The organism is Comamonas thiooxydans (assembly GCF_002157685.2).
Classification (GTDB): domain Bacteria; phylum Pseudomonadota; class Gammaproteobacteria; order Burkholderiales; family Burkholderiaceae_C; genus Comamonas; species Comamonas testosteroni_H.
On the sequence record NZ_AP026738.1, the window covers coordinates 4,852,576 to 4,876,326 of the forward strand.

Here is a 23,751-nt window from a genome sequence, read left to right on the forward strand (position 1 = left end):
ATTTCAGCCCCGGCCGTATCTCAGGTCAAATTCTTTGAATTGATGACGCGATTCAAATTGCAAATCAGCGTACGGCTCCGGCAAAGCTGGCACATTGCTGGCGCCAGACCTGAGACTGCATGAGCGCCAGCGCGGCCTGCTGCGCGCGGGTCACCTGCTCCTGCGAAGAGGTCAGGAAAGCGATGGCCGTCTGCACCTTGGGTGCAATCAGAGGACGCACCGAGATCCGGGCCGACTCGGGCAGCGTCGCCACCAGCGCACCAGGCAGCACGCTGTGCAGACCGCCTTCGGTCACGGCCAGCATCAGGCTCAGCACGGAATTGGTTTCCATGGCCGCACTGACCTCGCAGCCGGCCGCCATGAAGCTCTGGTCCACAATCAGCCGGTTATGCATGTCCGGCGTCAAAAGACATAGCGGCAGCCTGGCTGCCTGAGACCATTTCACAGGCTTCTGGCTTTGCTCCTCAACCGCAGGACTGAGCAGGAAATAATGCTCCTGATACTGCGGCCAGACGGAGATGCGGGCGCTGCGCGCCGTGCGGCTGCCCGACTCCAGCCTTTCGCTGTAGCCCAGGGCCAGGTCCAGCGTGAGGTCTTCAAGCCCGGTTTCTATCTCAAGCGAGCTCATGGAAAGCACCATGGGCGTGATGCCAGGGTGCTGGGCCCGCAGCAGCGCGGCAAAGCGCGTCAGCATGGGCATTGCCGTAGGCACGGCAGCCATGCGCAGCAGACCTTTGAGCTGCCCGGCTGCAGCGCTCAGATCCTGCCGTAGCACCTCCTCGGCCCTGAGCATGGACAGCGCCGTGGCCAGCACCTGCTCGCCTTCGGCGGTCAGTCCGCCGAAGACCCGGCCGCGCCTCACGATGACGGCACCGAACTCGTCCTCCAGCGCCTTGAGCGCGTTGGACAGTGCAGGCTGCGTGATATGACAGGCCTGCGCCGCCCTTGCGAAATGGCGGTGCTCATTGAGCGCCACCAGATAACGCATGGAGGTCAGAAGGTTCATCAGGTATTGCTGCTAACCGTGATCGTGGGGAACTTGCTGGAGAAGTCCTTGGCCTTGAGAGCCACCTTCACGGCCAGATCGCGCGCCACCTTTTTGTAGACCTGGGCGGCTTCGCTCTCGGGCTCGGCCACCACCGTGGGCTTGCCGCTGTCGGCCTGCAGGCGGATCTGCAGCGACAGGGGCAGCGCCCCCAGATAGTCGATGTTCTGCTCGCCGGCCATCTTCTTGCCGCCGTCGGCGCCAAAGATATGTTCGACATGGCCGCAATTGGTGCAGACATGGGCGGCCATGTTTTCGACCAGGCCGAGAATCGGCACGCCGACCTTCTCGAACATCTGAATGCCCTTCTTGGCATCGATCAGGGCGATGTCCTGAGGCGTGGTCACCACCACGGCACCCGTCATGGGCACGCGCTGGGACAGCGTCAGCTGGATGTCGCCGGTTCCGGGCGGCATGTCGACCAGCAGATAGTCCAGATCCTTCCAGTTGGTCTGGCGCAGCATCTGCTCCAGTGCCTGGGTGGCCATGGGGCCGCGCCAGATCATGGCCTGGTCGTTGTTGACCAGCAGTCCGATGGACATGACCTGCACGCCGTGGTTCTCCAGCGGCTCCATGGTCTTGCCGTCATGGCTTTCGGGCTTGCCCGAAACACCCATCATCATGGGCTGGCTGGGGCCGTAGATGTCGGCATCCAGAATGCCCACGCGGGCACCTTCGGCGGCCAGCGCCAGCGCCAGATTGGCGGTGGTCGTGCTCTTGCCCACGCCGCCCTTGCCGGACGAGATGGCGATGATGTTCTTCACGCCGGGCAGCAACTGCACGCCACGCTGCACGGCATGCGAGGCCACCTTGGTGGTGATGTTGACCGAGACATTGCCCACGCCCGCCACAGTCCTGGCCGCAGCGATGAACTGGCTGCGCAGGGCAGGATGCAGACTACTGGCGGGATAGCCCATCTCCACATCGAACGAGACGTCGTCACCGGCAATCTGCAGATTGCGCAGGGCGCGCGTGCTCACAAAGTCCTTGCCAGTGTGCGGATCAAGCACGGTGGCCAGCGCGCTCAGAAGCGCTTGTTCTGTAACAGCCATTGGATTTAGTTTTCCAGAGGTTTCTTCAATGAGGGATAGTCTAGCGAAGCTGTCCAACCCCTGTGCACAGGAGACAATGCAGCCCTTTGCCCAAGATTTGAGAGACCGCCCGTGAAATTGAAGATGGCCGAAAATTCCCTGTTTGCAGTCCTGATGCGCTCACGCTGGTGGATCAGCTTTGCGATCTGCGCTGCGGTGGTGCTGGTGTCGCTGGCGGTGTTCCCCAAGGACATTTCGCCTTTTGCCGCTCTGGGAGCCTTCCCGTTCTTCGTCGTCGGCTGCATTGCCTGCTACAAGCAGCTGCGGGCCCCCAGCCCGGCCAGGCTGGAGCAGATTCAGCAGGTGATCGCCGAGCAGTCCTGGGCCGACTTCAGCGCACAGTTGCAGACGGCCTGGCAAGCCGAAGGCTATGAGGTTCAGCGCCTGAACCAGGCCGGCGCCGATCTGCTGCTGACACGCAACGGCCAGACCAGCGTGGTCGGCGCGCGCCGCTGGAAAGCCGCCGCCCATGGTGTGGAGCCGCTGCGCGAGCTGCAGGCCGCACAACACAAGCTGGAAGCCGATCTCTGCGTCTACGTGGCTCTGCAGCCTCTGGGCGAAAATGCCGCCAGCTGGGCCGCGCAGAATCAATTGGTCGTGCTGGATGCCAAGTCCATCGCCACGCTGATTGCCAAGAACCAGAAAAAGAGCTGACGGCCGCCGCAGACTGTCACCAGGGCCGCCGCCGGCCCGTTCGATGGCCCGGCCCACCTACCGCCCGCGACCCAATCCGGGCACACTGCAACCATGGCGGCAGTGCAGTTCTCTCCCACCCTCCCACCCAGTCTTGCCGAAGCAGAGCGGCAGAGCTCCATAGGCCCTAGCTCCAGCATCGGGCAGACCGGCCTGTTGCTCAGCGGCGGCGGCGCCCGGGCTGCCTACCAGGTCGGCGTGCTGGCCGCCATCGCCGAGCTGCGCCGCGCTCGCGGTCTGCAGCATGGCCCCAATCCCTTTCCAGTGCTTGCAGGCACATCGGCAGGCGCCATCAATGTCGCAGCCCTGGCTTGCCATGCCGATGCCTTTGACAGCGCAGTGCGGCGCATGCTGCATGTCTGGGGCCATATGCATACCGAGCAAATCTACAAGGCCGACTCGCTCAGCGTGCTGCGCAGCGGTGCACGCTGGCTGACGCTGTTGTCGCTGGGCTGGGCGCTGGCCCGCTGGAGCCGCATGCGCCCACGCTCGCTGCTGGACAACGCTCCACTCAAAACCCTGATGAACAGCGGCCTCATGCCTTTCGAGCGCATTCCACAACTCATCGACAGCGGTCATCTGCACGCCCTGGCCATTACTGCATCCAGCTACAGCAGCGGTCAGCACATCACTTTCTTTCAGACTCGCGAGGCCTTGAGCCCCTGGGTACGCGACCAGCGCAAGGCCGTGCAGACCCTGCTGACCGCCGATCACCTGCTGGCCTCGTCGGCCCTGCCCTTCATATTTCCAGCCATGCCGCTGCCCATGGACGGACATCTCGAGCATTTCGGCGACGGCTCCATGCGCCAGACTGCGCCCCTGGCACCAGCGATTCACCTGGGCGCCAGCAAACTGCTGGTCGTCGGCGCGGGCAGACGCCACGAGCCTGTGAGCAGCCAGCCGCAGGTCGATGCCAGCTATCCCACACTGGCCCAGGTGGCCGGGCACGCGCTGTCCAGCATTTTTCTGGACACGCTGGCTGTGGACATAGAGCGTGCCGAACGCATCAATCACACGCTGAGCCTGATTTCGCCGGCCGAGCGCATTCACAGCCGGCTGCGCCCTATCGAGGTACTGGCCATCACCCCCAGCGAGCGCATCGACGATATTGCCACGCGCCACATCGACAAGCTGCCGCTGCCGGTGCGCACCCTGCTGGCCACGCTGGGCGTGCGCGCCGGCACGGGCAACCCCATGCGCGATGGCGCGCTGGCCAGCTACCTGCTGTTTGAGCAAGGCTATACCCGTGAACTGATAGCGCTGGGCCGCAAAGACGCGCTGGCCCGAAGTGAGGAGCTGTGCGCCTTTCTGGGTTGGCCTCAAGAATGTAACAAATGTTAATAATGTGAAAGCAGCCAGGCAAATGATGCGTGAGACACTTTGCATGATCTCCATCATCTTTTCGACAACTGTCTAGTGACTCCATCCCCACAGCCCATCCGCGCTTCCAAATCGCTCAAGCTCTCGCTGATCCTGCCTTTTGTTGCCCTGATTGCGCTGCTGACATCTGCCCTGGGCATGCTCTGGTACTGGACGGGCAGCAACACGGTGTCCGCCTTGTCCGAGCAGGTGATGGAAGAGAAAGCCGAGCGTATCGCGCTGATCGTGGATCGCCACCTGCACCCGTCCAGCGCCGTGCTGGAGGCTGCGTTTCCCAGCGGCCAGCCCGTAGCTGCCGATATCCGCGAACATATTCCCGACCTGATCTCCCGGCTGTGGGTGGCGACCTCGCTGCATACCCGGCCCAACGACTATGTCTACTACGCCAATATCGCTGGCCAGGGCATTGCTCTCAAGCGAGTGGCGCCAGAACTGGGTCAGTTGCGCCTCAAGACTCAGCCCGGCGAGCATCGCAGCTACTTCAAGGTCGCCAGCATGCATGCCGAGCCGATCTACGAATCCACCGAAACCAATCTGTTCGAGCCGCGCCAGCGCCCCTGGTTCAAGCTTGCGGCGGAGTCGGCCGATGTGATCTGGACTCCTGCCTATATCGACTTCAGCGCCAAGGACCTGGTGCTCACGCGCGCACGCCGCATTCTTTCCAGCAAGGGCAGTCTCGAGGGTGTGGTTGCCACTGATATTTCGCTGCGCGCACTCAACGAATTCGTCAACCAGCTGCACCTGAGCGAACATGGCCGAGCCTTCATCATCGAGGCCGGCGGCTCCCTGATCGCCGCCACCGGCATGCCCAACATCCACCAGCGCGAAGACGGCCAACTGGAGCGCATGAGCGCCGCCAATAGCCAGGACCCGCTGATCCAGGCGGTGTACGACAAGATCCAGGGCGCCTTCCAGTCCTCGCTGTCCAGCGACGGCCCCGGCACGGCCCTGCTCGAAGATGACAGGCACAACCATATTCGCATTGCCTACCGGCGCCTGAGCAATGGAGGCGGTCAGGACTGGATGGCCGTGGTGGCCGTACCGCACAAGGACATGCTGGCCGGCGTCTATCGCCATATGGCCCTGGTGGGCAGCCTGGGCTTGCTGGCCCTGGTCGTGGCCGTCGTCATCGGCACCCGCATCTTCGGCGCCGTGGCCAACGATATGCGTTCGCTGACCCGCGCCGTGCGCAGCGTGGGCCAGGGCGAGATCGACACGCCTATCGAAGTGCAGCGCCGCGATGAAATTGGCGAGCTGGCCCACAATTTCCACCGCATGCGCCACAGTCTGTTTACCGATCCACTGACCGGAGCCAGCAACCGCAGCGCACTGCAGCATATTCTGACCACTCTCACCCGCCCCCTGCCCGGCCAGAACATGGCCACCCCATTTGCCCTGCTGTTTGTGGACCTGGACCGTTTCAAGCCGCTCAATGACCGCTGGGGCCATGACAACGGCGATCTGGCGCTGGCCGAGATCAGCCTGCGCCTGCGCAATCTGCTGCGCCCCGACGATGTCGTTGCCCGCCTGGGCGGCGACGAGTTCATCCTCATCCTGCGCGGCGTCAGCGACGAGGAGCAGGTACAGGCCGTGCGCCTGAAGATAGAGCATGCGCTGCAGCAGCCGCTGGGCACGCTGCAAGGCATTCCCGAGGGCGAAGCCGTGACCGTGGGCGCATCCGTGGGGCAGGCCCTGTATCCCAGAGATGCCCAGGATGCGCAAAGCCTGCTCAAGGTGGCCGACCAGGATATGTATCGCAACAAAAGGCCTTCGGCGGGCTGAGCGCAGCCGAAGGCTATCGCTTCCAATATTGAAGCTGCCGACGCTTTATATTCATAAAATTTCTATAGTTTTAATATTGAAAACTATATAAATACTGCGCAATAAGCTATAAAAAACAAAGCAACTGCCGTTCCGGCACGAACCTGGCGGGCACTGACGCAAAACCCGCGCCCGCAGCCTGGAGCCAAGCCCTTCTAGAATGACGGGTTCTCTGTGAAAGCTGTTTCCTCATGACCGCACGCAAACTATTCGTCACCACCGCCCTGCCGTACGCCAACGGCAACTTCCACATCGGCCACATCATGGAATACATCCAGGCCGACACCTGGGTGCGTGCGCAGCGAATGCAGGGCAATGCGGTCAACTTCGTGGGCGCCGACGACGCCCACGGCGCGCCCATCATGATTGCCGCCGAAAAGGCCGGCAAGACGCCCCAGCAGTTCGTGGCCGACATCGCCGCCGGCCGCAAGCAGTACCTCGACGGCTTCCACATCGCCTTCGACAACTGGAGCAATACCGACAGCGCCGAAAACCACGAGCTGTCCAAGCAGATCTACCTGGACCTGAAGAAGGCCGGCTTCATCGAAACCCGCACCATCGAGCAGTTCTTCGACCCCGAGAAGAACATGTTCCTGCCCGACCGCTTCATCAAGGGCGAATGCCCGCGCTGCCACGCCAAGGACCAGTACGGCGACAACTGCGAAGTCTGCAGCTCGGTCTACGCGCCCACCGACCTCATCAATCCGTTCTCGGCCCTGTCGGGTGCCACCCCGGTGATGAAGTCGTCCGAGCATTTCTTCTTCAAGCTCTCCGACCCGCGCGCCGTGGAATTCCTGACCGAGTGGACGCAGAACGGCAAGCATGTGCAGCCCGAAGTGGCGGCCAAGATCAAGGAATGGTTCGGCGTGCGCACCAACCCCGACGGCTCGACCAGCGAAGGCCTGGACGACTGGGACATCAGCCGCGACGCGCCCTATTTCGGTATCGAGATTCCCGATGCACCGGGCAAGTACTTCTATGTCTGGCTGGATGCGCCCGTAGGCTATCTGGCGTCGCTCAAGGAACTACTCAACAAGCGCGGCGAAGACTACGACGCATACATGGCCGACCCCGATCTGGAGCAGTACCACTTCATCGGCAAGGACATCATCACCTTCCACACGCTGTTCTGGCCTGCCATGCTGAAGTTCAGCGGCCGCAAGACGCCGACCAGGATCTGCGTGCATGGCTTCATGACCGTGAACAACGGCGAGAAGATGAGCAAGAGCCGCGGCACCGGCCTCGATCCGCTCAAGTACCTGTCGCTCAAGATGAACCCCGAGTGGCTGCGCTACTACCTGGGCGCCAAGCTCAACGGCAAGAACGAAGACATCGACTTCAACCCCGAAGACTTCATGCTGCGCGTCAACTCCGACCTGATCGGCAAGTACGTCAACATCGCTTCGCGCGCCGCAGGCTTTATCAGCAAGCGCTTTGACGGCAGGCTGGGCGTGGTCAGCGAAGACGGCCAGACCCTGCTGGCCGCGCTGCGCGAGCAGCAAGCCGCCATCGTCGCCGCCTACGAAGGCCGCGACTCGGCCCGTGCTGCGCGCGAGATCATGCTGCTGTGCGACAAGGTCAACAGCTATGTGGACGCCAACAAGCCCTGGGAGCTGGCCAAGAAGGAAGGCATGGATGCCCGCCTGCACGATGTGTGCACGACCTGCATCGAAGCCTTCCGCATCCTGACCATCTACCTGAGCCCCATCCTGCCCGGCGTGGCCGCAGAAGTCGCCAACTTCCTCATCGTGCCGCCCGAAAGCTTTGCCGACGTGGTCAAGCCCCTGGGCGCGGGCCACCAGATCGGCATCTACCAGCATCTGATGCAACGCGTCGATCCCAAGCAGCTCGAAGCCCTGTTCGAAGCGCCCGCGGGCCAGGCAGCCCCCGCCGCCGAACCCGCCAAGGCCGAGAAAAAGGCCGCCAAGAAGGCCGAGCCCGTGATCGACCCCAATGCCCCCGGCGGCGAGCCGCTGGCCGAGACCATCAGCATCGACGACTTTGCCAAGGTCGATCTGCGCATCGCCAGGATCCTGGAATGCAGGGCGGTGGAAGGCTCGACCAAGCTGCTGCAGCTGACGCTGGATGTGGGCGAGAAGGACGAGAACGGTCAACCCAGGACCCGCAATGTGTTCAGCGGCATCAGCAGCATGTACCAGCCCGAGCAGCTGCAGGGCAAGCTGACGGTGATGGTGGCCAATCTGGCACCGCGCAAGATGAAGTTCGGCCTGTCCGAAGGCATGGTGCTGGCCGCCAGCCACGCCGACGAGAAGGCCCATCCCGGCATCTATGTGCTGGAACCCTTCCCTGGCGCCATGCCCGGCATGCGGATTCATTGATCCCATGATCCCCTCTGAGTCGCCTTCGGCGCCTTCCCCCCGGGGGGACGACACCTTCGCCGCGAGGCGGCGGGGCCGCCTTAGGCTCTTGCCCGGTGTTTCCTCGCGGGGGCGTGCTTCCTCAAGCTCCTGCGGCTTCTGGCTGGCTGGAGTTTTTTTATGCCTGGCGCTCCCGGGCTGCACCGTGATCGCCGTCACCGGCACCGCCATCAGCGTGACGGCCGGGGCCGTGGGTCTGGCAGCCGATGCCGCTATCGGCACAGCCAAGATCGTGGGCAAGGGCGTGGGCAAGGCAGCTGACGCCTTGATGGATGACGACCCGCCCGATGCCAGCGGCGTGAATATTCGCTACCGCGATCCGTCAGCCACCGCTCCCGCAGCGGCAGAAATGCCGGCAACGACCGCCAACACCACGCCTTCCACGCCCTCTGACGGACTGCCGCCGCAATACTGACAAACCACCTGCATTCATTCACAGAAAACCGTATTGCGCTACATATTAAATAGCACAATGCGGTTTTTTCATGCCCCGGTGCGCGCCCGCAAGCACAAGCGCAGCGCATAACTAAATAACCAATAACTTCCTGTTACACCACCGGGATATTGAGCTTGCCAGGACGGGGCCGCTTTCTAGAATCCGACTGCATCAGCTCTGCCTGCTCCGCCCCTGCCCAGAAGAATGCTCGACATTCGCCACACATAACAAAGGCCGCGCACATTCAGGCATCGAGGTCATAAATCCCCCACGCGGCCTTGCGTGGGGACAACGGGAGGCCCCATGCGATCGAAACCCTTGCTCACTTCAGCGCACTCTGCGCTATGGCTGGCTTTTGCCCTGGCAGCACCGCTGCCCAGCCTGGCCAACTCTGCCGCCACCTCTTTGCGTGTGCAGGATGTGGCCGTGCTGGCCGCCAGCTGCGCCAACTGCCACGGCCCGGACGGCCGCTCGACGGGTGTCATTCCCCAGCTGCGCGGCCTGCCTGAGGCCCATCTGCTGCAGCGCCTGCAGGCCTTCAAGGCCGGCACCGCCAAGGACGCCACCGTCATGACCCGTCTGGCCAAGGGCTACGACGATGAGCAACTCAAAGCGCTGGCCCAGTGGTTCAGCAAGAAGGGCCCGTAAATGCAGATCAATCGTCGTCAAATTCTCGGTGGTGCTGCCGCCGGCGCAGCCAGCTTCGCCGTGCCCGCCATCGTGCAGGCCAAGGCAGCTTCGGCCCACGTGGTCGTGATCGGAGGCGGCTTTGGCGGAGCCACGGCTGCGCGCTATCTGCGCCAGTTCGCGCCGCATATCCAGGTCACGCTGGTGGAGCCAGCCGAGCGCTTCTATACCTGCCCCTTCTCCAACCTGTACCTGGCCGGCCTGCGCAGCTGGGACAGCATAGGCCACGGCTACGGCGGTCTGCGCAAGGCTGGCGTGAACGTGGTCCACGCGCGGGCCGACCAGGTACTGACCGACTCCAGGCGCGTGCTGCTGTCCAACGGTCAGGCGCTGAGCTATGACAAGCTGGTACTCTCGCCCGGTATCGACATGCGCTGGAATGCACTGGAAGGTTATGACGAGGCGGCCGCGCAGCTCGCCCCTCATGCCTGGAAGGCCGGAGCGCAGACCCAACTGCTCAAGAAGCAGCTCGAAGCCATGCCCGACGGCGGCAAGTTCGTGATGGTCATCCCTGCCAACCCCTTCCGCTGCCCGCCCGGTCCCTACGAGCGCGCGGCAATGGTGGCGCACTACCTCAAGAAGCACAAACCAAAGTCCAAGATTCTGCTGCTGGACGACAAGGATGCCTTCTCCAAGCAAGGTCTGTTCATTCAGGGCTGGAAGGCGCTTTATGGCGACATGATCGAATGGGTCAAGCAGGCCGATGACGGCAAGGTCACACGCGTGGATGCCAAGAACCTGGAAGTGGAAACCGCGTTCGGCACCAGGCACAAGGCCGATGTACTCAACGTCATTCCGCCCCAGAAGGCCGGCTTTATCGCCGACCGCGCCGGCGTGACCAACGCCAGCGGCTGGGTGCCCGTCAAGCCAGAGTCCTTTGAGTCCACCCAGGTCCAGCATGTCTATGTGCTGGGCGACGCTACGATTGCTGCGCCCATGCCCAAGTCCGGCTTTGCCGCCAATACACAAGGCAAGGTGGCCGCTGCCGCGATTGCCGCCGAGCTGAGCGGCAGCCCCCTGCCTGCGGCGGCCTTTGCCAACACCTGCTACAGCCTGATCGGCACCGACTACGGCATTTCCGTGGCCGGCGTCTACCGCACGGCAGCGGGCAAGCTGATCGAAGTACCCGAATCCGGCGGCGTGAGCCCCATGAACGGCGATGCCGCCTTCCGCAAGGCCGAGGCCGACTACGGCGCAGCCTGGTACAAGGCGATCAGCGCGGATATCTGGGGTAGTTAACTGGCTCACCCCCTGAGGCGCTTTGCGCCTTCCCCTTCTCTGTACGTGCTTCGCACTGCGGGAAGGGGACGCCACCATCGCGGCAGGGCGGCCCTTGCTTGGTGGCCCTCCCTTGCGTGTCCCAAGCCGGCAGCAGCTGTATTTCAAGGCGGCGCTGCCGCTTGCCTTGCTTGAGTCATTGATATGTTGTTGTGGTCTGTTTTTTTGCTGGGCATGGCCTTTGGTGTGGCGGCGCGGCTGGGGCGGTTTTGTCTGCTGCGCGGGCTGCGCCAGCAAATGGGGCTGGACGCGGAAGCCGCACCCGGCCAGGCACCTGCATTGCAGGCCTTTGCCCTGGCATTGGCCGTGGCCTTGCTGGCCTCGCAGGGGCTGCAGGCTCTGGGAATGCTCAATCTGAGCCTGGCCGCCATCGCGCGGCCCAGCTTTTCCATGGCTGGCGTGCTGATTGGTGGTTTGCTGTTCGGCATCGGCATGGTGCTGGCCCGCGCCTGCGGAGCACGCTCCCTGGTGCTGCTGGCAGGAGGCAATCTGCGCTCTCTGGTCACCCTCGTGTTTCTGGCACTGGGTGCGCAACTGGCCATGACCGGTGTGCTGACGCCTCTGCGCCTGTGGCTGCAGACCCTCAGCCCCCTCACGCTGGCTCACGCCACCTTGCCCGCCTATCTGTCTTCCTTGAATACATGGCTGCTGACGCTTGCGCTGGCCTTGCTGCTGCTGGCCTATGCCCTGCTGCGTCCCGGCCTGCGCCAAAGCCGCGTGCAGTGGGGCAGCGCGTTGCTCATAGGCCTGCTGGTGGCCGCAGGCTGGTGGCTGACTGCTCATATCGGGGTCGATGAGTTCGAGCCGGCCCGCCTCACCTCGCTGAGCTTCATCGGCCCGATCGCCGAGGCCCTGCTCTATCTGCAACTGTCCGTGGGACGCGAGCCCGGCATAGGCCTGGCGCTGACGGCGGGCGTGCTCGCCGGTGCATTTTTCGCAGCACTGGGCAGCCGCACTGCGCGCTGGGAAGGCTTTGACAGCACCAGCCGCCTGGCAGCCAGCGCTGGTGGCGGCCTGCTGATGGGCGTTGGCGGCGTGCTGGCCGCAGGCTGCTCCATCGGCCAGGGGCTGAGCGGGCTGTCCACGCTGTCGCTGGCCAGTTTTGCGGCCGTTGCCGGCATCCTGCTCGGAGCGCTTCTCAGCCTGCGCCTGCTGCGCCGGCAATAGCGCTGGCTTCGCTTGGGTATTCGCCGATTCCGGATCAGGGCCTGCTCCTAGAATCTCCAACCACCAGCTCTGCTTGTGCCGCGTGTCGGCTGAGAGGCAATCCCATCGCGCTGCGCCCAAGCTTGCTTCCCTCCCCCGAATCCGAGGCCTGGATCAGGCCCCATTCCCATTACAGGAGCAATGCTCATGCAACGTCGCCATTTCCTCTGGACTCCGCCCGCACTCGCCCTGGGCGCCGCTGCCGGCCCGGCAATGGCTGCACCCGCCATCATCAGCAGCCAGTCGCCCATCCTGCCGCGCAAGGGCAAGGGTCCGCGCATCGTGATCTGCGGCGGCGGCTGGGGCGGCCTCACGGCGGCACGCTATCTGCGCGAGCTGATTCCCGCTTCCGACGTCGTGCTGCTGGAGCGCAATCCGACCTTCTGGTCCGGCCCCATGAGCAACAAGTGGCTAGTGGACATAGTAGGCACGGACTTCGTGAACCGCGACATGCTGCACCCGGCCAACAAATACGGCTACACGCTGCTGCAGACCGAAGTCACGGGTTTCGAGCGCGACAAAAAGCTGGTGCGCACGGCCCATGGCCTGATCGAGTACGACTTCCTGATTCTCTCGGGCGGCATTCGCAACGATTACGAGGCCTGGTTCGGCAACGACCAGCGCGCCATCGATTACACGCGCACCCACTTTCCCAACGCCTACATTCCCAATCAGGAAATGCTCTCGCTCAAGAGCAAGGTCAAGAACTTCAAGGGCGGCACGCTGGTGATGACGCTGCCGCCTCCACCGCATCGCTGCCCGCCCTCGCCCTATGAGCGCGCCTGCCTGATCGCCTGGCATATCAAGAAGAACAAGATTCCCGGCAAGATCCTGATCCTCGACCCCAAGCCCAAGATCGCCCCCATCGGCGTGGGCTACAAGCAGGCTTTCGAGGAGCTGTACGCAGACATCATCACCCATGTGCCCAATGCCGGCGTCAAGGAAGTGGACCCCTTCAACAAGCAGATCAAGACCGCTGCGGGTGACTTCAAGTTTGACGACGCCATCCTCATGCCGCCCCACCAGGCCGCGGACATGGTCTGGAAGGCCGATCTTATCGGCAAGGATGCCGCCACCGGCAAGCCCACGGGCTGGGCTGATATGCACAACCGCCTGTTCCATGCCAGGAGCGACGACCGCGTGTATTTTGTCGGCGATCTGATGGGCGCGATCTCGCCCCAGTTCGGCCACTACCCCAAGAGCGGCCATGTGGCCAACTACGTCGGCAAGATCGTCGCCCGAAACATTGCCGAGCGCGTGGCCGGCAAGGAGGTCGTGGCCCGACTGCCCGACAACCTCTGCTACATGATGGTCAACGGCGACCCTCAGGAGGAAATTTCGGTGAAGTTCGAATACGAGGTGGACGCCAGCGGCCAGGTCAACCAGACCCAGATCGACATGGACGTGCGCACCTCCGATCTGGTCAAGGAAGACTTTGCCTGGATCAACGGCAAATTCGGTGATTTCTTGGGCACTTAAATCTCCCCCTGAGCGGCTTTGCCGCTTCCCCCTCTCTCTTCGGGAGGGGGACGACGCCCTCTGCTAGGCGCCCCCGCCGCGAGGCGGCTCTTGCTTGGCGTCTCTCACTTGGAGCCGGTGCGAGTTTTGAAGTTTTGTTAATTGGATTGAAGAGAAGCAATGTTCAAGAACACCACCCGTAGAAGCATGGTGCTGAACGCGGCGGCAGCCGGGGCCAGTCTGGCTCTGCCCGCATCGGCTCTGGCGCAAGCCAGCAGCGCAGCCAAGACTCCCCTGGTCGGGCCGCTGGCGCCGAACCCAGCCGAGTTCAAAAAGCTCATGGAGCAATTCACCGGCGGCAAGGCCACTCAGGCCGATGGTCTGCAGCTCGATGTGCCCGTGCTGGCCGACAACCCCAGTGCCGTGCCCGTCAAGGTCAAGGTGACGCTGCCCATCACCGAGCAGGACTGGTGCGAGGAGATCATCGTGCTGGCCGAACTCAACCCCTCGCCGCTGGCCTGCCGCATGCAGTTCACCGCAGCGGCCGGAACGGCCGAAGCGGCGGCCCGCATACGCCTGTCCCAGTCGCAGACCGTGCATGCTCTGGCACGCATGAAAAGCGGCAAGGTGCTGGTAGCAAAGCAAGCAACGACGGTAGCCGCCAGCGGCTGCGGCATGTGAGAGGAACATAACTATGAACAAACCAGCTCGCGTATGGGTCAGCAATGCCAACCCCAAGAAAGGCGAAGTGCTGCGCGTGCGCGCGCAGATGGAACATGTCATGGAAAGCGGTCTGCGCACCGATCCGGCCACGGGCAAGGTGCGCCCGCGCAATATCGTGAGCCGTTTCGAAGCCCGGTTGGGCAACACCTTGCTGTTCAGCTGGGAGCCAGGCATCTCGATTGCCCAGAACCCCTATATCGAGTTCACCTTTGTCGCCCGGGAAAGTGGCGAGCTCAACATGCAGTGGAAGGACGAGCAGGGCCAGACGCTGAGTGCGCAGAAGACGATCAGCGTCGCCTGATGGCAAGCCCCATGAAAAAGCCCCGCCCGGTTTGCACCAGGGCGGGGCTTTTTCATGGAGGACAGGCCTCAGTTACCCTGATAGCGGCCGGGGCGATGGCTGATCCACAGGAACATGCTCATGATCACCGCCGCAAGCACCGAATACGCCACACGCTCCAGCGGCACGATGGCCAGCGCCAGCAGCACAACAGTGCAGTCGATCATCATCTGCACCTTGCCGGCGCGAATACCGTAGCGGTCCTGCAGATAGAGCGAGACGATGGTGGCTCCGCCCAGGCTGGAATGATGCCGTGCCAGAAACAGACAACCCGATCCCATCAGCAAGCCTCCAGCCACGGCTGCATAGAGCGGATTCAGATAGTCGATATGAATGAAGCGCGGGCCCACATCGGCCATCAGCGCCAGCATGGCAACCGAGACAAAGGTCTTGATCGTGAACTCCGCGCCCATGCGCTTCCAGGCAAACCAGTAGAACGGCAGATTGATGACGAAGAAAATGGCACCGAAAGGCAGTCCCGTCACATAGTGCAGCAAAAAGGCCACGCCCGCCGTGCTGCCCGTGAGCAGCCCCGCCTGCGCAAACAGCATCATGGTGATGGAGACAAACAGCGAGCCCGTGAACAGAGCCTGCGCGTCCTCGAAGCGGCCATGGCGCAGGCCCGAAGTGGCCGGTGCAGCAGCAGCGGCGGCATCCATGCTGCCGACCAGAGCAGAGCTGGCGGAAGAAGATAGCGGTGTGGACATGTCGGGTAAGACAGCAAGATTGATGCCCATGATCTCGATAAAGACCGGGGCGAACCGGTGCGGATAACACCGGGAAACCCCTTAATTTTACGGATGGACTCATGCTGTATGCACATGATTTGCTGCAACGCAACAAATCTCGAAGGGGAATTTCAGGCGCAACTCCGTTGTGCATTCAAGCTTTTCGGCATCCATCGCTTACAGGGAAAGCGCCAAAAGCTATCAATTCAGAAGCACCTCAACTCCCCCGTCACCACAGCATTCAGGCCCTCTCCAGACCAGAGGCAAAAAAGCCCTGTCTGCATCATCGCAAACAGGGCTTTGAACAAATCCATGGACTTTGCTGGCGATCAGCCGCGCGACTCGTCGGGCAGGCGTTCGCGGTTGAGCGTGCGCAGCACCCGGCCATCGGAGCCGAAGGTCACTGTGAACTGCATCTCGCGTGTGGGCGGATCGATGTAGTTCCAGTCCCAGTCGGTTTCCTGCTTGAGCTGGTAAGTCATCATCTTGGCGGGCTTGCCCAGCATGCGGCGCACCTCGTTTTCCGGCATGCCGGGCACGATCCTGGCAAACACATGCGGGGCCAGCACCTGGCGCAGCGCACTCATCTTGCCGTCAGCGCCTATGGTGATCATGTAGTTCTTGGCTCCGGCCGGCTGGCGGTTGTATTCAAAGGTGCGCGAGCCATCCTCTTCGTTCCAGATGCGTTCGGGCTCGCCAAACTTCGCGCGCACATCGGCCTCGGTGGACAGGCCTTCCTCCAGCTCCTTGATCTTCTGCTCGTCGCAGCCCAGCAGTGCCAGGGTGCTGATCGCAGCCGCCGCCAGGGCCGCCGTCACACGGGAAAAAATATTCATGGGCTTGAATCACAATGCTTGCCAGACAGAATGCGAATTCTGACAGCAAGCCACCCGCGCACGCGCGCCACTTTTGCAAACGCTTGTTAAAACGGAGCCATCCCTCGTGAGTACAACCCTTGAGCAACTGTTTTCCCAATTCACCAACGCTGCGCAGGCGGCCCGGGATCAGCAGGACAAATGGCTGATCATCGATCCCGTCTACGAGCACCTGGAGACACTGCAGGACGCCGCACTGGAGCAGGTTCTGCCGCATATCCTGACGCTGATTGAAACCTATCCCGAACTGGACTACGGCGGCCCCGGCCCGTTCGGCAGCCTGATCGAGGAGCACCCCATGGCCGCCTACACCCCGGCCTTGCTGGCGTCGCTGGAGCGACAACCCAGCGTGCAGGTAATAGGCTGGCTGGACCGCACCATGCGCGTGGACGAGGACTTCCAGCGCAATGACCCAAACCCGGTCGGAGCCGGCGAATTTGCCGCCGTGCTGCGCAAGATCGTCGATTCGCCGCTGGCCTCGGACGACTGCAAGGAGTTCGCGCAGATCTGTCTCAAGGATCTATAAGAACGTGCTTGCGATCTCTGCGCAGCCGCGTTGGAGCGCAAGCGGGATGAGTTCGAAGCGATGGCTCGCCATCCGCGCAAAGCCTCTGTCGCGGCGCGAGGAGATTGCAAGCACGTTCTAAAGGCCCGGAGCGGGCCTGGCGTCCGCGACGGGCTAAAATCCGCTGTTCTGAGAGGTTTTACACATATGTCTTTCTTCCGTCGCCCCGACTACCGTTCCGACACCACCAACTTCATCAACGACCTGAAGCAGCAAAAGCCCGAGCTGGACAAGCAACAGCAAGCCGGTCGCGCCCTGCTGTGGGACAAGGACGTGAACTATGAAGTCTGGGAAGATCTGCGTGCCGGCCGCGTGGAGCAGCAGCCCTACGTGTACCAGACCAACCACTCCTGATCTTTTCGATGAAATCAGCCTCAAGCGCTTACTCATCAAGCGCGCTCAGCTCTGCAATCCATAGCAGACCATGAGCGAGGCTGAAGAACAGACCCTGTTGCCGGGCCAGAACCCGGACGCTCCTGACCCGTCGCCTTCGGTCGTCGATCAGGTGGCTCTTGCACGCCTGTACGGCGAGCCGCTGTTTGCGCTGCCCCAGGATCTCTATATCCCGCCCGATGCGCTGGAAGTCTTTCTCGAAGCCTTTGAAGGCCCGCTGGACTTGCTGCTCTATCTGATCCGCAAGCAGAACTTCAATATCCTCGACATCCCCATGCTGGACGTGACGCGCCAGTACATGACCTATGTGGACGAGGTGCGCAGCCGCAATCTGGAGCTGGCAGCCGAATACCTGCTGATGGCGGCCATGCTCATCGAGATCAAGTCGCGCATGCTGCTGCCGCCCAAGAAGCAGGAGGACGGCGAGGAAGCCGAGGATCCGCGCGCCGAGCTGGTGCGCCGCCTGCTCGAATACGAGCAGATGAAGCTGGCCGCCCAGCAGCTGGGACAGCTGCCCACCTACGGACGTGACTTTCTCAAGGCCACGGTCTATATCGAGCAAAGCCTGCAACCGCGCTTTCCGGATGTGGAAATCGGCGAGCTGCAAGCCGCCTGGCGCGACATCCTCAAGCGCGCCAAGCTGGTACAAAGCCACAAGATCACGCGCGAAGAGCTGTCGGTGCGCGAGTACATGAGCCAGATCCTCAAGCAGTTGCAGGGCCAGCGTTTCGTGGAGTTCGAGCGCATCTTCAACCCGGAAAAAGGCTCGACCGTGCTGGTCGTGACCTTTATCGCCATGCTGGAGCTGGCCAAGGAAACGCTGATCGAAATCACCCAGGCCGAAGCCTATGCGCCCATTTATGTGCGTCTGGCCTATACCCCGGTGTGAGGCTTGAAACCGGTTGCAAGGCAACAGCCCTGTAACCCTATGGCCCACCAGAAGTTCAGCAAGGGCTTACATTCACATCCAGGGCTGCTGCGTAGCGGCCCCTTGTTCCACCGCGCTTTGACGCGACACATTCGACATGACATACAGCGTCAAAGAAATCTTCTACACCTTGCAAGGCGAAGGCGGCCAGGCCGGCGTGCCCGCCGTGTTCTGCCGCTTTGCGGGCTGCAATCTGTGGACCGGCCGTGAACAGGATCGGCCCAACGCCACCTGCCAATTCTGCGACACCGATTTTGTCGGCACCGACGGCACCCTTGGCGGCAAGTTCGCCACGGCCGATGAACTGGCCGAGCGCATTCTGAGCCAGTGGCCTGCCGACGACAGCCAGCACCGCATGGTGGTGTTGACGGGCGGCGAGCCTTTGCTGCAGGTCGACCAGGCCCTGATCGCAGCCCTGCATGCGCGCGGTTTTCGTATCTCGGTGGAAAGCAACGGCACGGTGGCCGCACCCGAAGGCATAGACTGGCTGTGCATCAGCCCCAAGGCCGGTGCCGACTGGATTCAGCGCAGCGGCCAGGAGCTCAAGCTGGTCTGGCCTCAGCCCACATTCGATCTGGCGGCCATTGAAGCCAGCACCGAGTTCCAGCACTATTTTCTGCAGCCCATGGACAATGCCCAGCAGAGCAGCAATATTGCCGCCTGTATCGCGCAATGCATGCAGCGCCCCGGCTGGCGCCTGAGCCTGCAAACCCACAAGCTCACGGGCATTAGATGACCCCCCTGAGTCGCTTCGCGCCTTCCCCCCAGGGGGACGACGACCTTTGCTGCGGGGCGGCCCTTGCTGGCCGTGCGCCATGGGGTCTGTTCCCAGCTCAAAGGCCGAAGGCAATGCTCAGCGCCACCGATCACTGATATGCAGTTCACCGTTCACCAGCGTTTTTTCTTCGATGCCGCCCATACCCTGGAGCGCGCTATCGAGACCGAGGGCAGCCGCCGTATTCACGGCCACACTTATTGGGCGGAAGTCAGCGTGACCGGGCCGCGCAATCCGGACAACGGCATGGTCATCGACCTCGGCCACCTGCGCGCGCGTCTGGAGCTGCTGCGCGACCAGCTCGACCATCACTTTCTCGATGAAGTGCCTGGCCTGGGCAAGCCCACGCTGGAAAACCTCAGTCTCTTCATCGCCAACGCCCTGGCCGACCTTGAGCCTGCGCCCAGCCGCATCCGTGTCTGGCGCGACAGCATTGGCGACGGCTGCGTGCTCGATCTGTCCTGAAGACAGCCGCCGCATCAACCCAAAAACAAACCCAAAAAAAGGCCCCGCTATTGCGGGGCCAGCTTGCTGAGAGTCAGACGGCTTCCCCACCAGGAGGCCTAACTCGGCAAGATCATCAGGCAGGAGAGCGCGGCAGCCGCCGCAGCTCTCTGATGCCCATGCTCTTAGAAATTGTGGCGCAGGCCGATTTCGTAACCCGTCAGGCTCTTGCCCACAGCGGGTGTAGGGCTCAGCGACGAACCCAGCTTGCGGGAAGCCTTGTCGTCGTTGCTCATGCGTGCCACAGCAGCATAGATTTCGGTTCGCTTGGACAGCTTGTAGCCATAGCCCAGAGCCAGACGCTGGGAGTCCGCATCGTTTTGCTTCTTGTCCTTGTACCAGGTGTAGGCCGCGCGCAGTTCGCCGGCTCCCAGAGGCATCTTCACGCCCAGGCTGTACAGGTCGACACGCTTGCCGTTGCCTCGATCGGAAGCGATCAGCAGCATGGGGGTGACAATGCCGAAGTTGTAGGAGGCGCCCAGATTCATGGTCTTGTAGTCCATGCCAGCGGCAGCCGTACCGCCGCGTGCGATGCCGTAGGCTGCAGCAACGTTCAGAGGACCGTTGGCATAACCCAGTCGCAGGCCGGTGGAGCTGGCCAGGCTGTGGTCGTCGGCCTGCTCGCCAAAGCTGTGGGTCACCTGACCGTAAACGCCGCCCAGCTTGGGCAGCAGATAGCTGATGGCGTTGGAGTTGCGCTTGGGGTTGGAGCCCTCGGAAGTACCTGCAGCCGAACCGCTGATCAGGTTATGGCCGTTGATGGCACCCATGCCGGTGTCACCGAAGGCGTGGAAGGTCTCCAGGTTCTGGTAGGCGGGAGTCTTGTCGCGACCCAGGCGGACTTCACCGAAGTTGCCCAGCAGGCTGACGGTGGAGCGGCGATCGAACTTGAAGCCGGAAGCCGTGCCGTCATCCACGCTCAGGCTGCCTTCCAGCCAGAAATCGGCCTTCAGGCCACCGCCCAGATCTTCCACGCCACGGAAGCCCAGACGGCTGCTGGAGTTGCCGCCGTTGGCCAGGCCGGAAACGCTTTTGCCGGTCGTGGAGATGTGGGCCACCGACACGTCGGCCACGCCGAAGACGGTAACGCTGGATTGGGCCAGGGCACCGGCGGAGACGGTCAGGGCGGCAAGGGCGAGAAGAGTTCGTTTCATGCTGTTCACTGTGTTTGTAGAAATGAGAAAGCCCATGCAGTACGGCTACGGCCTGCCTTGGACGGGCCCCGTCTGGGACTGAAGTCATTAAACAAAGTGAAAATGAAACATTAGTTACAACCCTTAAAGTCGCAATAAAACAACAATCACAACGACAATCGTCACATCGTCCTACATGAGCCTATCGACATCGGGAATGCGCTAGCGCCGCATTTCCCTGTCAATGCCCTCAATGAACTACATGGGTTTTGCCGATCGCATTTAGACTTGCGTGATTTTTCGCAAGCACAGGCCTGCCCCATTCCAGCAACGCGCAAAGCGCCCCAGAGAGACAACCATGTTCCGCACCCTGCTCAAATCCAAGATCCACCGCGTCAAGACCACGCAATGCGAGCTGCACTACGAAGGCTCCTGCGCCATCGATGAGGATCTGCTGGATGCCGCCAACATTGCTGAAAACGAACAGGTCCATATCTGGAATATCGACAACGGAGAGCGCTTCGTGACCTACGCCATCAAGGGCGAGCGCGGCACGGGCATGATTTCCGTCAACGGCTCGGCTGCCCGCCGGGCCAGCGTGGGCGATCTGCTCATCATTGCCGCCTTCGCCCAGGTTCATGAAAGCGATGTGGCCGAGCACCAGCCCCAGCTGGTCTTTGTGGACGACAGCAACAAACAGGTCGAGCTGCGCCACAAAGTGCCCACCCAGATGCTGTAAAAACGGCTTTTGCCTCCAACACCGAGCGAGAGAACTCCATGCCTCATCTGCATATTGAATACACCGACAACCTGACCGGCCTGAACGAGCGCGAACTGATGCGCGACATCAACGCAGTGGTCTGCTCCCACCCCACCGTTCTCGATGAAGCCGATGTAAAGGCCCGTATTGCCTGCCTGAACATGGACCATGTCTATATCGGTACCCAGCCCGAAAAGCGCGGCTTTGTCCATGTGCACCTGCAGCTGATGGCAGGCCGCAGCACCGAAGCCAAGAAGCAGATGTCGGACGGTATTGCCGAAGTGCTGCGCCGCCTCGTGCCCCAGCCTGCCGAGGTGATGGTGCAACTGAGCGTGGACGTATCCGATATGGACAAGGCCACCTACTTCAAGGGTCGCCTCTAAGTCCTTCACGACTCCCGCCACAGCGCCCGCAGCTCTTGCTTGCGGGCGTTGTTGTATCAGGGACATCGGCTTGAATAGAAATCACCTTGCACCAAAGGCTCAAACAGTTCTTGAATCATGAGCAGACCTGACCCTCGCCCCCGCTGCCCCGACTGTCACCGAGCGCTGCGCACCTGCATCTGCTCGCTGGCTCAGGCGGTTGCGCACCAGGTGGAGGTGCTGATCCTCATGCACCCCATGGAAGTGCACGAAGCCAAGGGCACGGGGCATCTGCTGCATCTGTGCCTGCCGCACAGCAGGGTCATGGTGGGCGAGGAATTCGATGCTGCCGAGCTGGAAGCGGCTCTGCATGGCAGATGGGGCAACTGGGCCGATACCGATACTGCGCCACGCCACAGCCTGCTGCTCTACCCCGATACCGCAGAGCAGGATGCCGCCCTGGGTCTGGCTGCGGCCAGCCCCCTGCCTTTGCCCTGGCCACAGCCGCCAGAGCGCCTTCGGCTGGTGGTCATCGACGGCACCTGGCGCAAAAGCCGCAAGATGCTCTATCTCAATCCTGCACTGCAGGCCCTGCCCCGCCTGCCCCTGCTCGACGTGGAGGACTCCGGCTACGCCATCCGCAAGGCCCATCTGCCCGGGCAGCTCTCCAGCTTCGAGGCTGCGACCCTGGCCTTGGCACAGCTGCAGACCCGGCCCGAAGATGCGACGGCCCATGCAGTGTTGCAGGAAGTCTTCAAGCAGTTTGTGGCGCAGCAGCTTCAGTTGTGCCAACGCAATCAGGCGCCCCAAAGGAGCGCCTGAGTTTCAGCCGTCAAACGCTTTCCCGGCTTAGCGGTTGTTGGCCACCTGCTCGGGCACATCGGCGGGCTTGGCGGGATCGGTCACCACCAGAGCGGGGCCGCTGCGCTCGTTCTTGCTGCGCTTGCGCTCTGCTGTTCCATCGTCGGCGCTCAGGCTGTCGCGGGTGTTTTTCTGCACGGCAATCGCGCCAAACAGAGCCAGTGCAAAAGCCATGGCATAGAAACCTTTTTCGCTGAGCTGCAACGTGGCGTTGAAGAGACCTGTGCCCAGAAGCAGCACCGCGATGATCAGCGCCACCCAGCTGATGCCGAAGTAAATGCCGGTCACGGCAACGCCTTCGAGCTTGTCGCGCACGGTTTTTTGCAGCGAGATGGCCGAGTACAGACCCAGCACCAGCACGGCAAAGTAAAAGCCTTTCTCGTTGAGCTGCATGGCTGCATTCCACAGCCCGGCCATGAAGGCTACGACACCCAGCAGCAAGGCGGCCCAGGATGCTCCGACAAAGGCGGTTGAAGGCTTGTGGCTGGTGACGGCTTGAGAGTTCATGAGCTTGTCTCGAAAGTTGTGGTGAACGGATAGTAGAAAATCCATTCTCTCAAGCCAAGAGTTTCTTCACAAGGTATCGTTAGAAGATACCCAAAGAGCTGTTTCACTCATCAGCCACTGGATTGCCTGAACCGGCCCAGCTACGAACCCGGCGGCAGCGGCTTCATCCGGAGCACGGCCATCTGCCACTTCATGCGCCGTAGTGCCCAAAGCAGAAACCTGCATGAGCGCAGCAACCAGGCTCTCAGGCGCTAATCCTCATCCTCGACCTCATCTCCATCCATGGCGGCATTGAGCTCCTCCTGGACATGGGGCGGCATCCCGTCTTCCCAGCCATGCTCGTCGACATAGGCATAGATATCGGGTTGCTCGCCGGGCACGGCCTGCAGCATGATGGCCGGAATCTGCCATTTGGCTTCATCGCCCTTGACGGCTTCGCTGGTCCAGTCATAGCCAGGATGCTTTTCATTGCCCGTGGGCGAGGCCAGATCGTTGGCCGGATCCCAGCCAATGGTGGCGGGAGCAAGATTGCCCTGTTCAAAGCGCTGGCTCAGAGCCTGCACACGGGCCCAGCCTGAGCGATTGATGCTGGGAACCTTGTCCTGCGAAGCATAGTGCTGGAAGTAGCCCGGCTGCTGATACCAGTACAAGGCCTTGGCAACGGCCGGCTCCAGCTTGGGATGCTTGCTGATCCAATCGGGCAACGCGCTGCCGTTGTCGTAGTTCATGGTGGTGACCACGGCCAGCCACTGAAGGGGCGTGGCAGTGGCCAGGAATTCCTTCATCAGGTCCAGATACAGGGCATCAAAGTCGTCGTCATCCAT

26 protein-coding genes are annotated in these 23,751 nt (G+C 62.2%); 19 read left to right on the plus strand and 7 right to left on the minus strand.

Annotation, left to right across the window (positions count from 1 at the left end; translation table 11 throughout):
• Positions 1-64 precede the first annotated feature (64 nt).
• Together CTR2_RS22595 and apbC are read right to left on the minus strand one after the other, a co-directional pair.
• Positions 65-1,006: a LysR family transcriptional regulator gene (locus CTR2_RS22595; protein ID WP_087080792.1), complete on the minus strand. Its 942-nt coding sequence runs from the start codon at positions 1,004-1,006 to the stop codon at positions 65-67.
• On the minus strand, positions 1,006-2,097 hold the full coding sequence (apbC, locus tag CTR2_RS22600; protein ID WP_034368879.1) for an iron-sulfur cluster carrier protein ApbC: 1,092 nt from the start codon (positions 2,095-2,097) through the stop codon (positions 1,006-1,008). Before apbC ends, CTR2_RS22595 begins: the two co-directional genes overlap by 1 nt.
• A 123-nt stretch (positions 2,098-2,220) precedes the next feature.
• On the opposite strand from apbC, the gene CTR2_RS22605 reads away from it, so the two are divergent.
• The 11 genes from CTR2_RS22605 to soxZ all read left to right on the plus strand — a co-directional run bounded on the left by CTR2_RS22605 (position 2,221) and on the right by soxZ (position 14,497).
• Positions 2,221-2,790, plus strand: coding sequence for a restriction endonuclease (locus CTR2_RS22605; RefSeq protein WP_087080790.1), 570 nt, complete (start codon positions 2,221-2,223; stop codon positions 2,788-2,790).
• Between the two features lie 93 nt (positions 2,791-2,883).
• Positions 2,884-4,170, plus strand: a complete 1,287-nt coding sequence (locus CTR2_RS22610; RefSeq protein ID WP_087080788.1) for a patatin-like phospholipase family protein — start codon at positions 2,884-2,886, stop codon at positions 4,168-4,170.
• 75 nt (positions 4,171-4,245) lie between these two features.
• Positions 4,246-5,991 carry a GGDEF domain-containing protein gene (locus CTR2_RS22615; RefSeq protein ID WP_087080786.1) on the plus strand — a complete coding sequence of 582 codons (1,746 nt, stop codon included), beginning with the start codon at positions 4,246-4,248 and terminating at the stop codon, positions 5,989-5,991.
• A 230-nt stretch (positions 5,992-6,221) separates the two neighbouring features.
• A complete protein-coding gene (metG, locus tag CTR2_RS22620) occupies positions 6,222-8,369 on the plus strand; it encodes a methionine--tRNA ligase (RefSeq protein ID WP_087080784.1) in 2,148 nt (715 codons plus the stop codon).
• Between the two features lie 184 nt (positions 8,370-8,553).
• On the plus strand, positions 8,554-8,823 hold the full coding sequence (locus CTR2_RS22625) for a hypothetical protein (protein WP_254913222.1): 270 nt from the start codon (positions 8,554-8,556) through the stop codon (positions 8,821-8,823).
• A 339-nt stretch (positions 8,824-9,162) separates the two neighbouring features.
• Complete coding sequence (locus CTR2_RS22630) at positions 9,163-9,492, plus strand: c-type cytochrome (RefSeq protein ID WP_087080782.1); 330 nt, start codon at positions 9,163-9,165, stop codon at positions 9,490-9,492.
• Entirely contained in the window at positions 9,493-10,770 is a 1,278-nt protein-coding gene (locus CTR2_RS22635; RefSeq protein WP_087080779.1) for an NAD(P)/FAD-dependent oxidoreductase, read from the plus strand. It abuts the gene before it with no gap.
• Between the two features lie 183 nt (positions 10,771-10,953).
• A complete protein-coding gene (locus tag CTR2_RS22640) occupies positions 10,954-11,976 on the plus strand; it encodes a YeeE/YedE family protein (protein ID WP_087080777.1) in 1,023 nt (340 codons plus the stop codon).
• Between the two features lie 186 nt (positions 11,977-12,162).
• On the plus strand, positions 12,163-13,494 hold the full coding sequence (locus CTR2_RS22645; protein WP_087084459.1) for an NAD(P)/FAD-dependent oxidoreductase: 1,332 nt from the start codon (positions 12,163-12,165) through the stop codon (positions 13,492-13,494).
• Positions 13,495-13,653: 159 nt separating this feature from the next.
• Positions 13,654-14,154 carry a thiosulfate oxidation carrier protein SoxY gene (locus tag CTR2_RS22650; RefSeq protein ID WP_012839633.1) on the plus strand — a complete coding sequence of 167 codons (501 nt, stop codon included), beginning with the start codon at positions 13,654-13,656 and terminating at the stop codon, positions 14,152-14,154.
• 13 nt (positions 14,155-14,167) lie between these two features.
• Entirely contained in the window at positions 14,168-14,497 is a 330-nt protein-coding gene (gene soxZ, locus CTR2_RS22655) for a thiosulfate oxidation carrier complex protein SoxZ (RefSeq protein WP_087080775.1), read from the plus strand.
• A 68-nt stretch (positions 14,498-14,565) separates the two neighbouring features.
• Here the strand turns inward: soxZ and CTR2_RS22660 are convergent, their stop codons facing one another.
• Positions 14,566-15,273, minus strand: a complete 708-nt coding sequence (locus tag CTR2_RS22660) for a YitT family protein (RefSeq protein ID WP_087080773.1) — start codon at positions 15,271-15,273, stop codon at positions 14,566-14,568.
• Positions 15,274-15,593: 320 nt separating this feature from the next.
• The gene (locus CTR2_RS22665; RefSeq protein ID WP_087080771.1) at positions 15,594-16,100 is read right to left on the minus strand and encodes an outer membrane protein assembly factor BamE; all 507 of its coding nucleotides are present in this window, start codon (positions 16,098-16,100) and stop codon (positions 15,594-15,596) included.
• Between the two features lie 106 nt (positions 16,101-16,206).
• Here CTR2_RS22665 and CTR2_RS22670 point away from each other — a divergent pair, with 106 nt between their 5' ends.
• The 5 genes from CTR2_RS22670 to CTR2_RS22690 all read left to right on the plus strand — a co-directional run bounded on the left by CTR2_RS22670 (position 16,207) and on the right by CTR2_RS22690 (position 19,265).
• The gene (locus tag CTR2_RS22670) at positions 16,207-16,665 is read left to right on the plus strand and encodes a hypothetical protein (RefSeq protein WP_087080769.1); all 459 of its coding nucleotides are present in this window, start codon (positions 16,207-16,209) and stop codon (positions 16,663-16,665) included.
• Between the two features lie 186 nt (positions 16,666-16,851).
• On the plus strand, positions 16,852-17,058 hold the full coding sequence (locus CTR2_RS22675; RefSeq protein ID WP_003051953.1) for a DUF3460 family protein: 207 nt from the start codon (positions 16,852-16,854) through the stop codon (positions 17,056-17,058).
• A 70-nt stretch (positions 17,059-17,128) separates the two neighbouring features.
• Positions 17,129-17,986 (plus strand): segregation and condensation protein A, encoded by an 858-nt coding sequence (locus CTR2_RS22680; RefSeq protein ID WP_003051948.1) that lies wholly within the window; start codon positions 17,129-17,131, stop codon positions 17,984-17,986.
• Positions 17,987-18,122: 136 nt separating this feature from the next.
• A complete protein-coding gene (queE, locus tag CTR2_RS22685) occupies positions 18,123-18,761 on the plus strand; it encodes a 7-carboxy-7-deazaguanine synthase (protein ID WP_087080767.1) in 639 nt (212 codons plus the stop codon).
• A 138-nt stretch (positions 18,762-18,899) separates the two neighbouring features.
• Positions 18,900-19,265, plus strand: a complete 366-nt coding sequence (locus CTR2_RS22690; RefSeq protein WP_087080765.1) for a 6-pyruvoyl trahydropterin synthase family protein — start codon at positions 18,900-18,902, stop codon at positions 19,263-19,265.
• Between the two features lie 164 nt (positions 19,266-19,429).
• Here CTR2_RS22690 and CTR2_RS22695 read toward each other — a convergent pair whose 3' ends face one another.
• Positions 19,430-20,458 (minus strand): porin, encoded by a 1,029-nt coding sequence (locus CTR2_RS22695; RefSeq protein ID WP_087084458.1) that lies wholly within the window; start codon positions 20,456-20,458, stop codon positions 19,430-19,432.
• Positions 20,459-20,795: 337 nt separating this feature from the next.
• On the opposite strand from CTR2_RS22695, the gene panD reads away from it, so the two are divergent.
• From panD to CTR2_RS22710, 3 genes are all read left to right on the plus strand, one after another.
• Entirely contained in the window at positions 20,796-21,176 is a 381-nt protein-coding gene (panD, locus tag CTR2_RS22700) for an aspartate 1-decarboxylase (RefSeq protein WP_003051941.1), read from the plus strand.
• Positions 21,177-21,214: 38 nt separating this feature from the next.
• Positions 21,215-21,580 (plus strand): 5-carboxymethyl-2-hydroxymuconate Delta-isomerase, encoded by a 366-nt coding sequence (locus tag CTR2_RS22705; RefSeq protein ID WP_087080763.1) that lies wholly within the window; start codon positions 21,215-21,217, stop codon positions 21,578-21,580.
• A 117-nt stretch (positions 21,581-21,697) separates the two neighbouring features.
• Positions 21,698-22,381 (plus strand): tRNA-uridine aminocarboxypropyltransferase, encoded by a 684-nt coding sequence (locus CTR2_RS22710; protein ID WP_087080762.1) that lies wholly within the window; start codon positions 21,698-21,700, stop codon positions 22,379-22,381.
• 27 nt (positions 22,382-22,408) lie between these two features.
• On the opposite strand, the gene yiaA is transcribed toward CTR2_RS22710, so the two are convergent.
• Positions 22,409-22,927 carry an inner membrane protein YiaA gene (gene yiaA / locus CTR2_RS22715; RefSeq protein WP_087084457.1) on the minus strand — a complete coding sequence of 173 codons (519 nt, stop codon included), beginning with the start codon at positions 22,925-22,927 and terminating at the stop codon, positions 22,409-22,411.
• 251 nt (positions 22,928-23,178) lie between these two features.
• Positions 23,179-23,751 carry a DUF4274 domain-containing protein gene (locus CTR2_RS22720; protein WP_003065778.1) on the minus strand — a complete coding sequence of 191 codons (573 nt, stop codon included), beginning with the start codon at positions 23,749-23,751 and terminating at the stop codon, positions 23,179-23,181.

What these genes read in the sequence shown, in the direction of transcription:
- CTR2_RS22660 (WP_087080773.1), bottom strand. Translation starts at nt 15,273, where the DNA reads ATGGGCATCAATCTTGCTGTCTTACCCGACATGTCCACACCGCTATCT.
- soxZ (WP_087080775.1), top strand. Translation starts at nt 14,168, where the DNA reads ATGAACAAACCAGCTCGCGTATGGGTCAGCAATGCCAACCCCAAGAAA.
- CTR2_RS22690 (WP_087080765.1), top strand. Translation starts at nt 18,900, where the DNA reads ATGCAGTTCACCGTTCACCAGCGTTTTTTCTTCGATGCCGCCCATACC.
- metG (WP_087080784.1), top strand. Translation starts at nt 6,222, where the DNA reads ATGACCGCACGCAAACTATTCGTCACCACCGCCCTGCCGTACGCCAAC.
- CTR2_RS22605 (WP_087080790.1), top strand. Translation starts at nt 2,221, where the DNA reads ATGGCCGAAAATTCCCTGTTTGCAGTCCTGATGCGCTCACGCTGGTGG.
- CTR2_RS22635 (WP_087080779.1), top strand. Translation starts at nt 9,493, where the DNA reads ATGCAGATCAATCGTCGTCAAATTCTCGGTGGTGCTGCCGCCGGCGCA.
- CTR2_RS22650 (WP_012839633.1), top strand. Translation starts at nt 13,654, where the DNA reads ATGTTCAAGAACACCACCCGTAGAAGCATGGTGCTGAACGCGGCGGCA.
- CTR2_RS22665 (WP_087080771.1), bottom strand. Translation starts at nt 16,100, where the DNA reads ATGAATATTTTTTCCCGTGTGACGGCGGCCCTGGCGGCGGCTGCGATC.
- apbC (WP_034368879.1), bottom strand. Translation starts at nt 2,097, where the DNA reads ATGGCTGTTACAGAACAAGCGCTTCTGAGCGCGCTGGCCACCGTGCTT.
- CTR2_RS22675 (WP_003051953.1), top strand. Translation starts at nt 16,852, where the DNA reads ATGTCTTTCTTCCGTCGCCCCGACTACCGTTCCGACACCACCAACTTC.
- CTR2_RS22640 (WP_087080777.1), top strand. Translation starts at nt 10,954, where the DNA reads ATGTTGTTGTGGTCTGTTTTTTTGCTGGGCATGGCCTTTGGTGTGGCG.
- yiaA (WP_087084457.1), bottom strand. Translation starts at nt 22,927, where the DNA reads ATGAACTCTCAAGCCGTCACCAGCCACAAGCCTTCAACCGCCTTTGTC.
- CTR2_RS22645 (WP_087084459.1), top strand. Translation starts at nt 12,163, where the DNA reads ATGCAACGTCGCCATTTCCTCTGGACTCCGCCCGCACTCGCCCTGGGC.
- CTR2_RS22720 (WP_003065778.1), bottom strand. Translation starts at nt 23,751, where the DNA reads ATGGATGACGACGACTTTGATGCCCTGTATCTGGACCTGATGAAGGAA.
- panD (WP_003051941.1), top strand. Translation starts at nt 20,796, where the DNA reads ATGTTCCGCACCCTGCTCAAATCCAAGATCCACCGCGTCAAGACCACG.
- CTR2_RS22595 (WP_087080792.1), bottom strand. Translation starts at nt 1,006, where the DNA reads ATGAACCTTCTGACCTCCATGCGTTATCTGGTGGCGCTCAATGAGCAC.
- CTR2_RS22705 (WP_087080763.1), top strand. Translation starts at nt 21,215, where the DNA reads ATGCCTCATCTGCATATTGAATACACCGACAACCTGACCGGCCTGAAC.
- queE (WP_087080767.1), top strand. Translation starts at nt 18,123, where the DNA reads ATGACATACAGCGTCAAAGAAATCTTCTACACCTTGCAAGGCGAAGGC.
- CTR2_RS22610 (WP_087080788.1), top strand. Translation starts at nt 2,884, where the DNA reads ATGGCGGCAGTGCAGTTCTCTCCCACCCTCCCACCCAGTCTTGCCGAA.
- CTR2_RS22695 (WP_087084458.1), bottom strand. Translation starts at nt 20,458, where the DNA reads ATGAAACGAACTCTTCTCGCCCTTGCCGCCCTGACCGTCTCCGCCGGT.
- CTR2_RS22680 (WP_003051948.1), top strand. Translation starts at nt 17,129, where the DNA reads ATGAGCGAGGCTGAAGAACAGACCCTGTTGCCGGGCCAGAACCCGGAC.
- CTR2_RS22710 (WP_087080762.1), top strand. Translation starts at nt 21,698, where the DNA reads ATGAGCAGACCTGACCCTCGCCCCCGCTGCCCCGACTGTCACCGAGCG.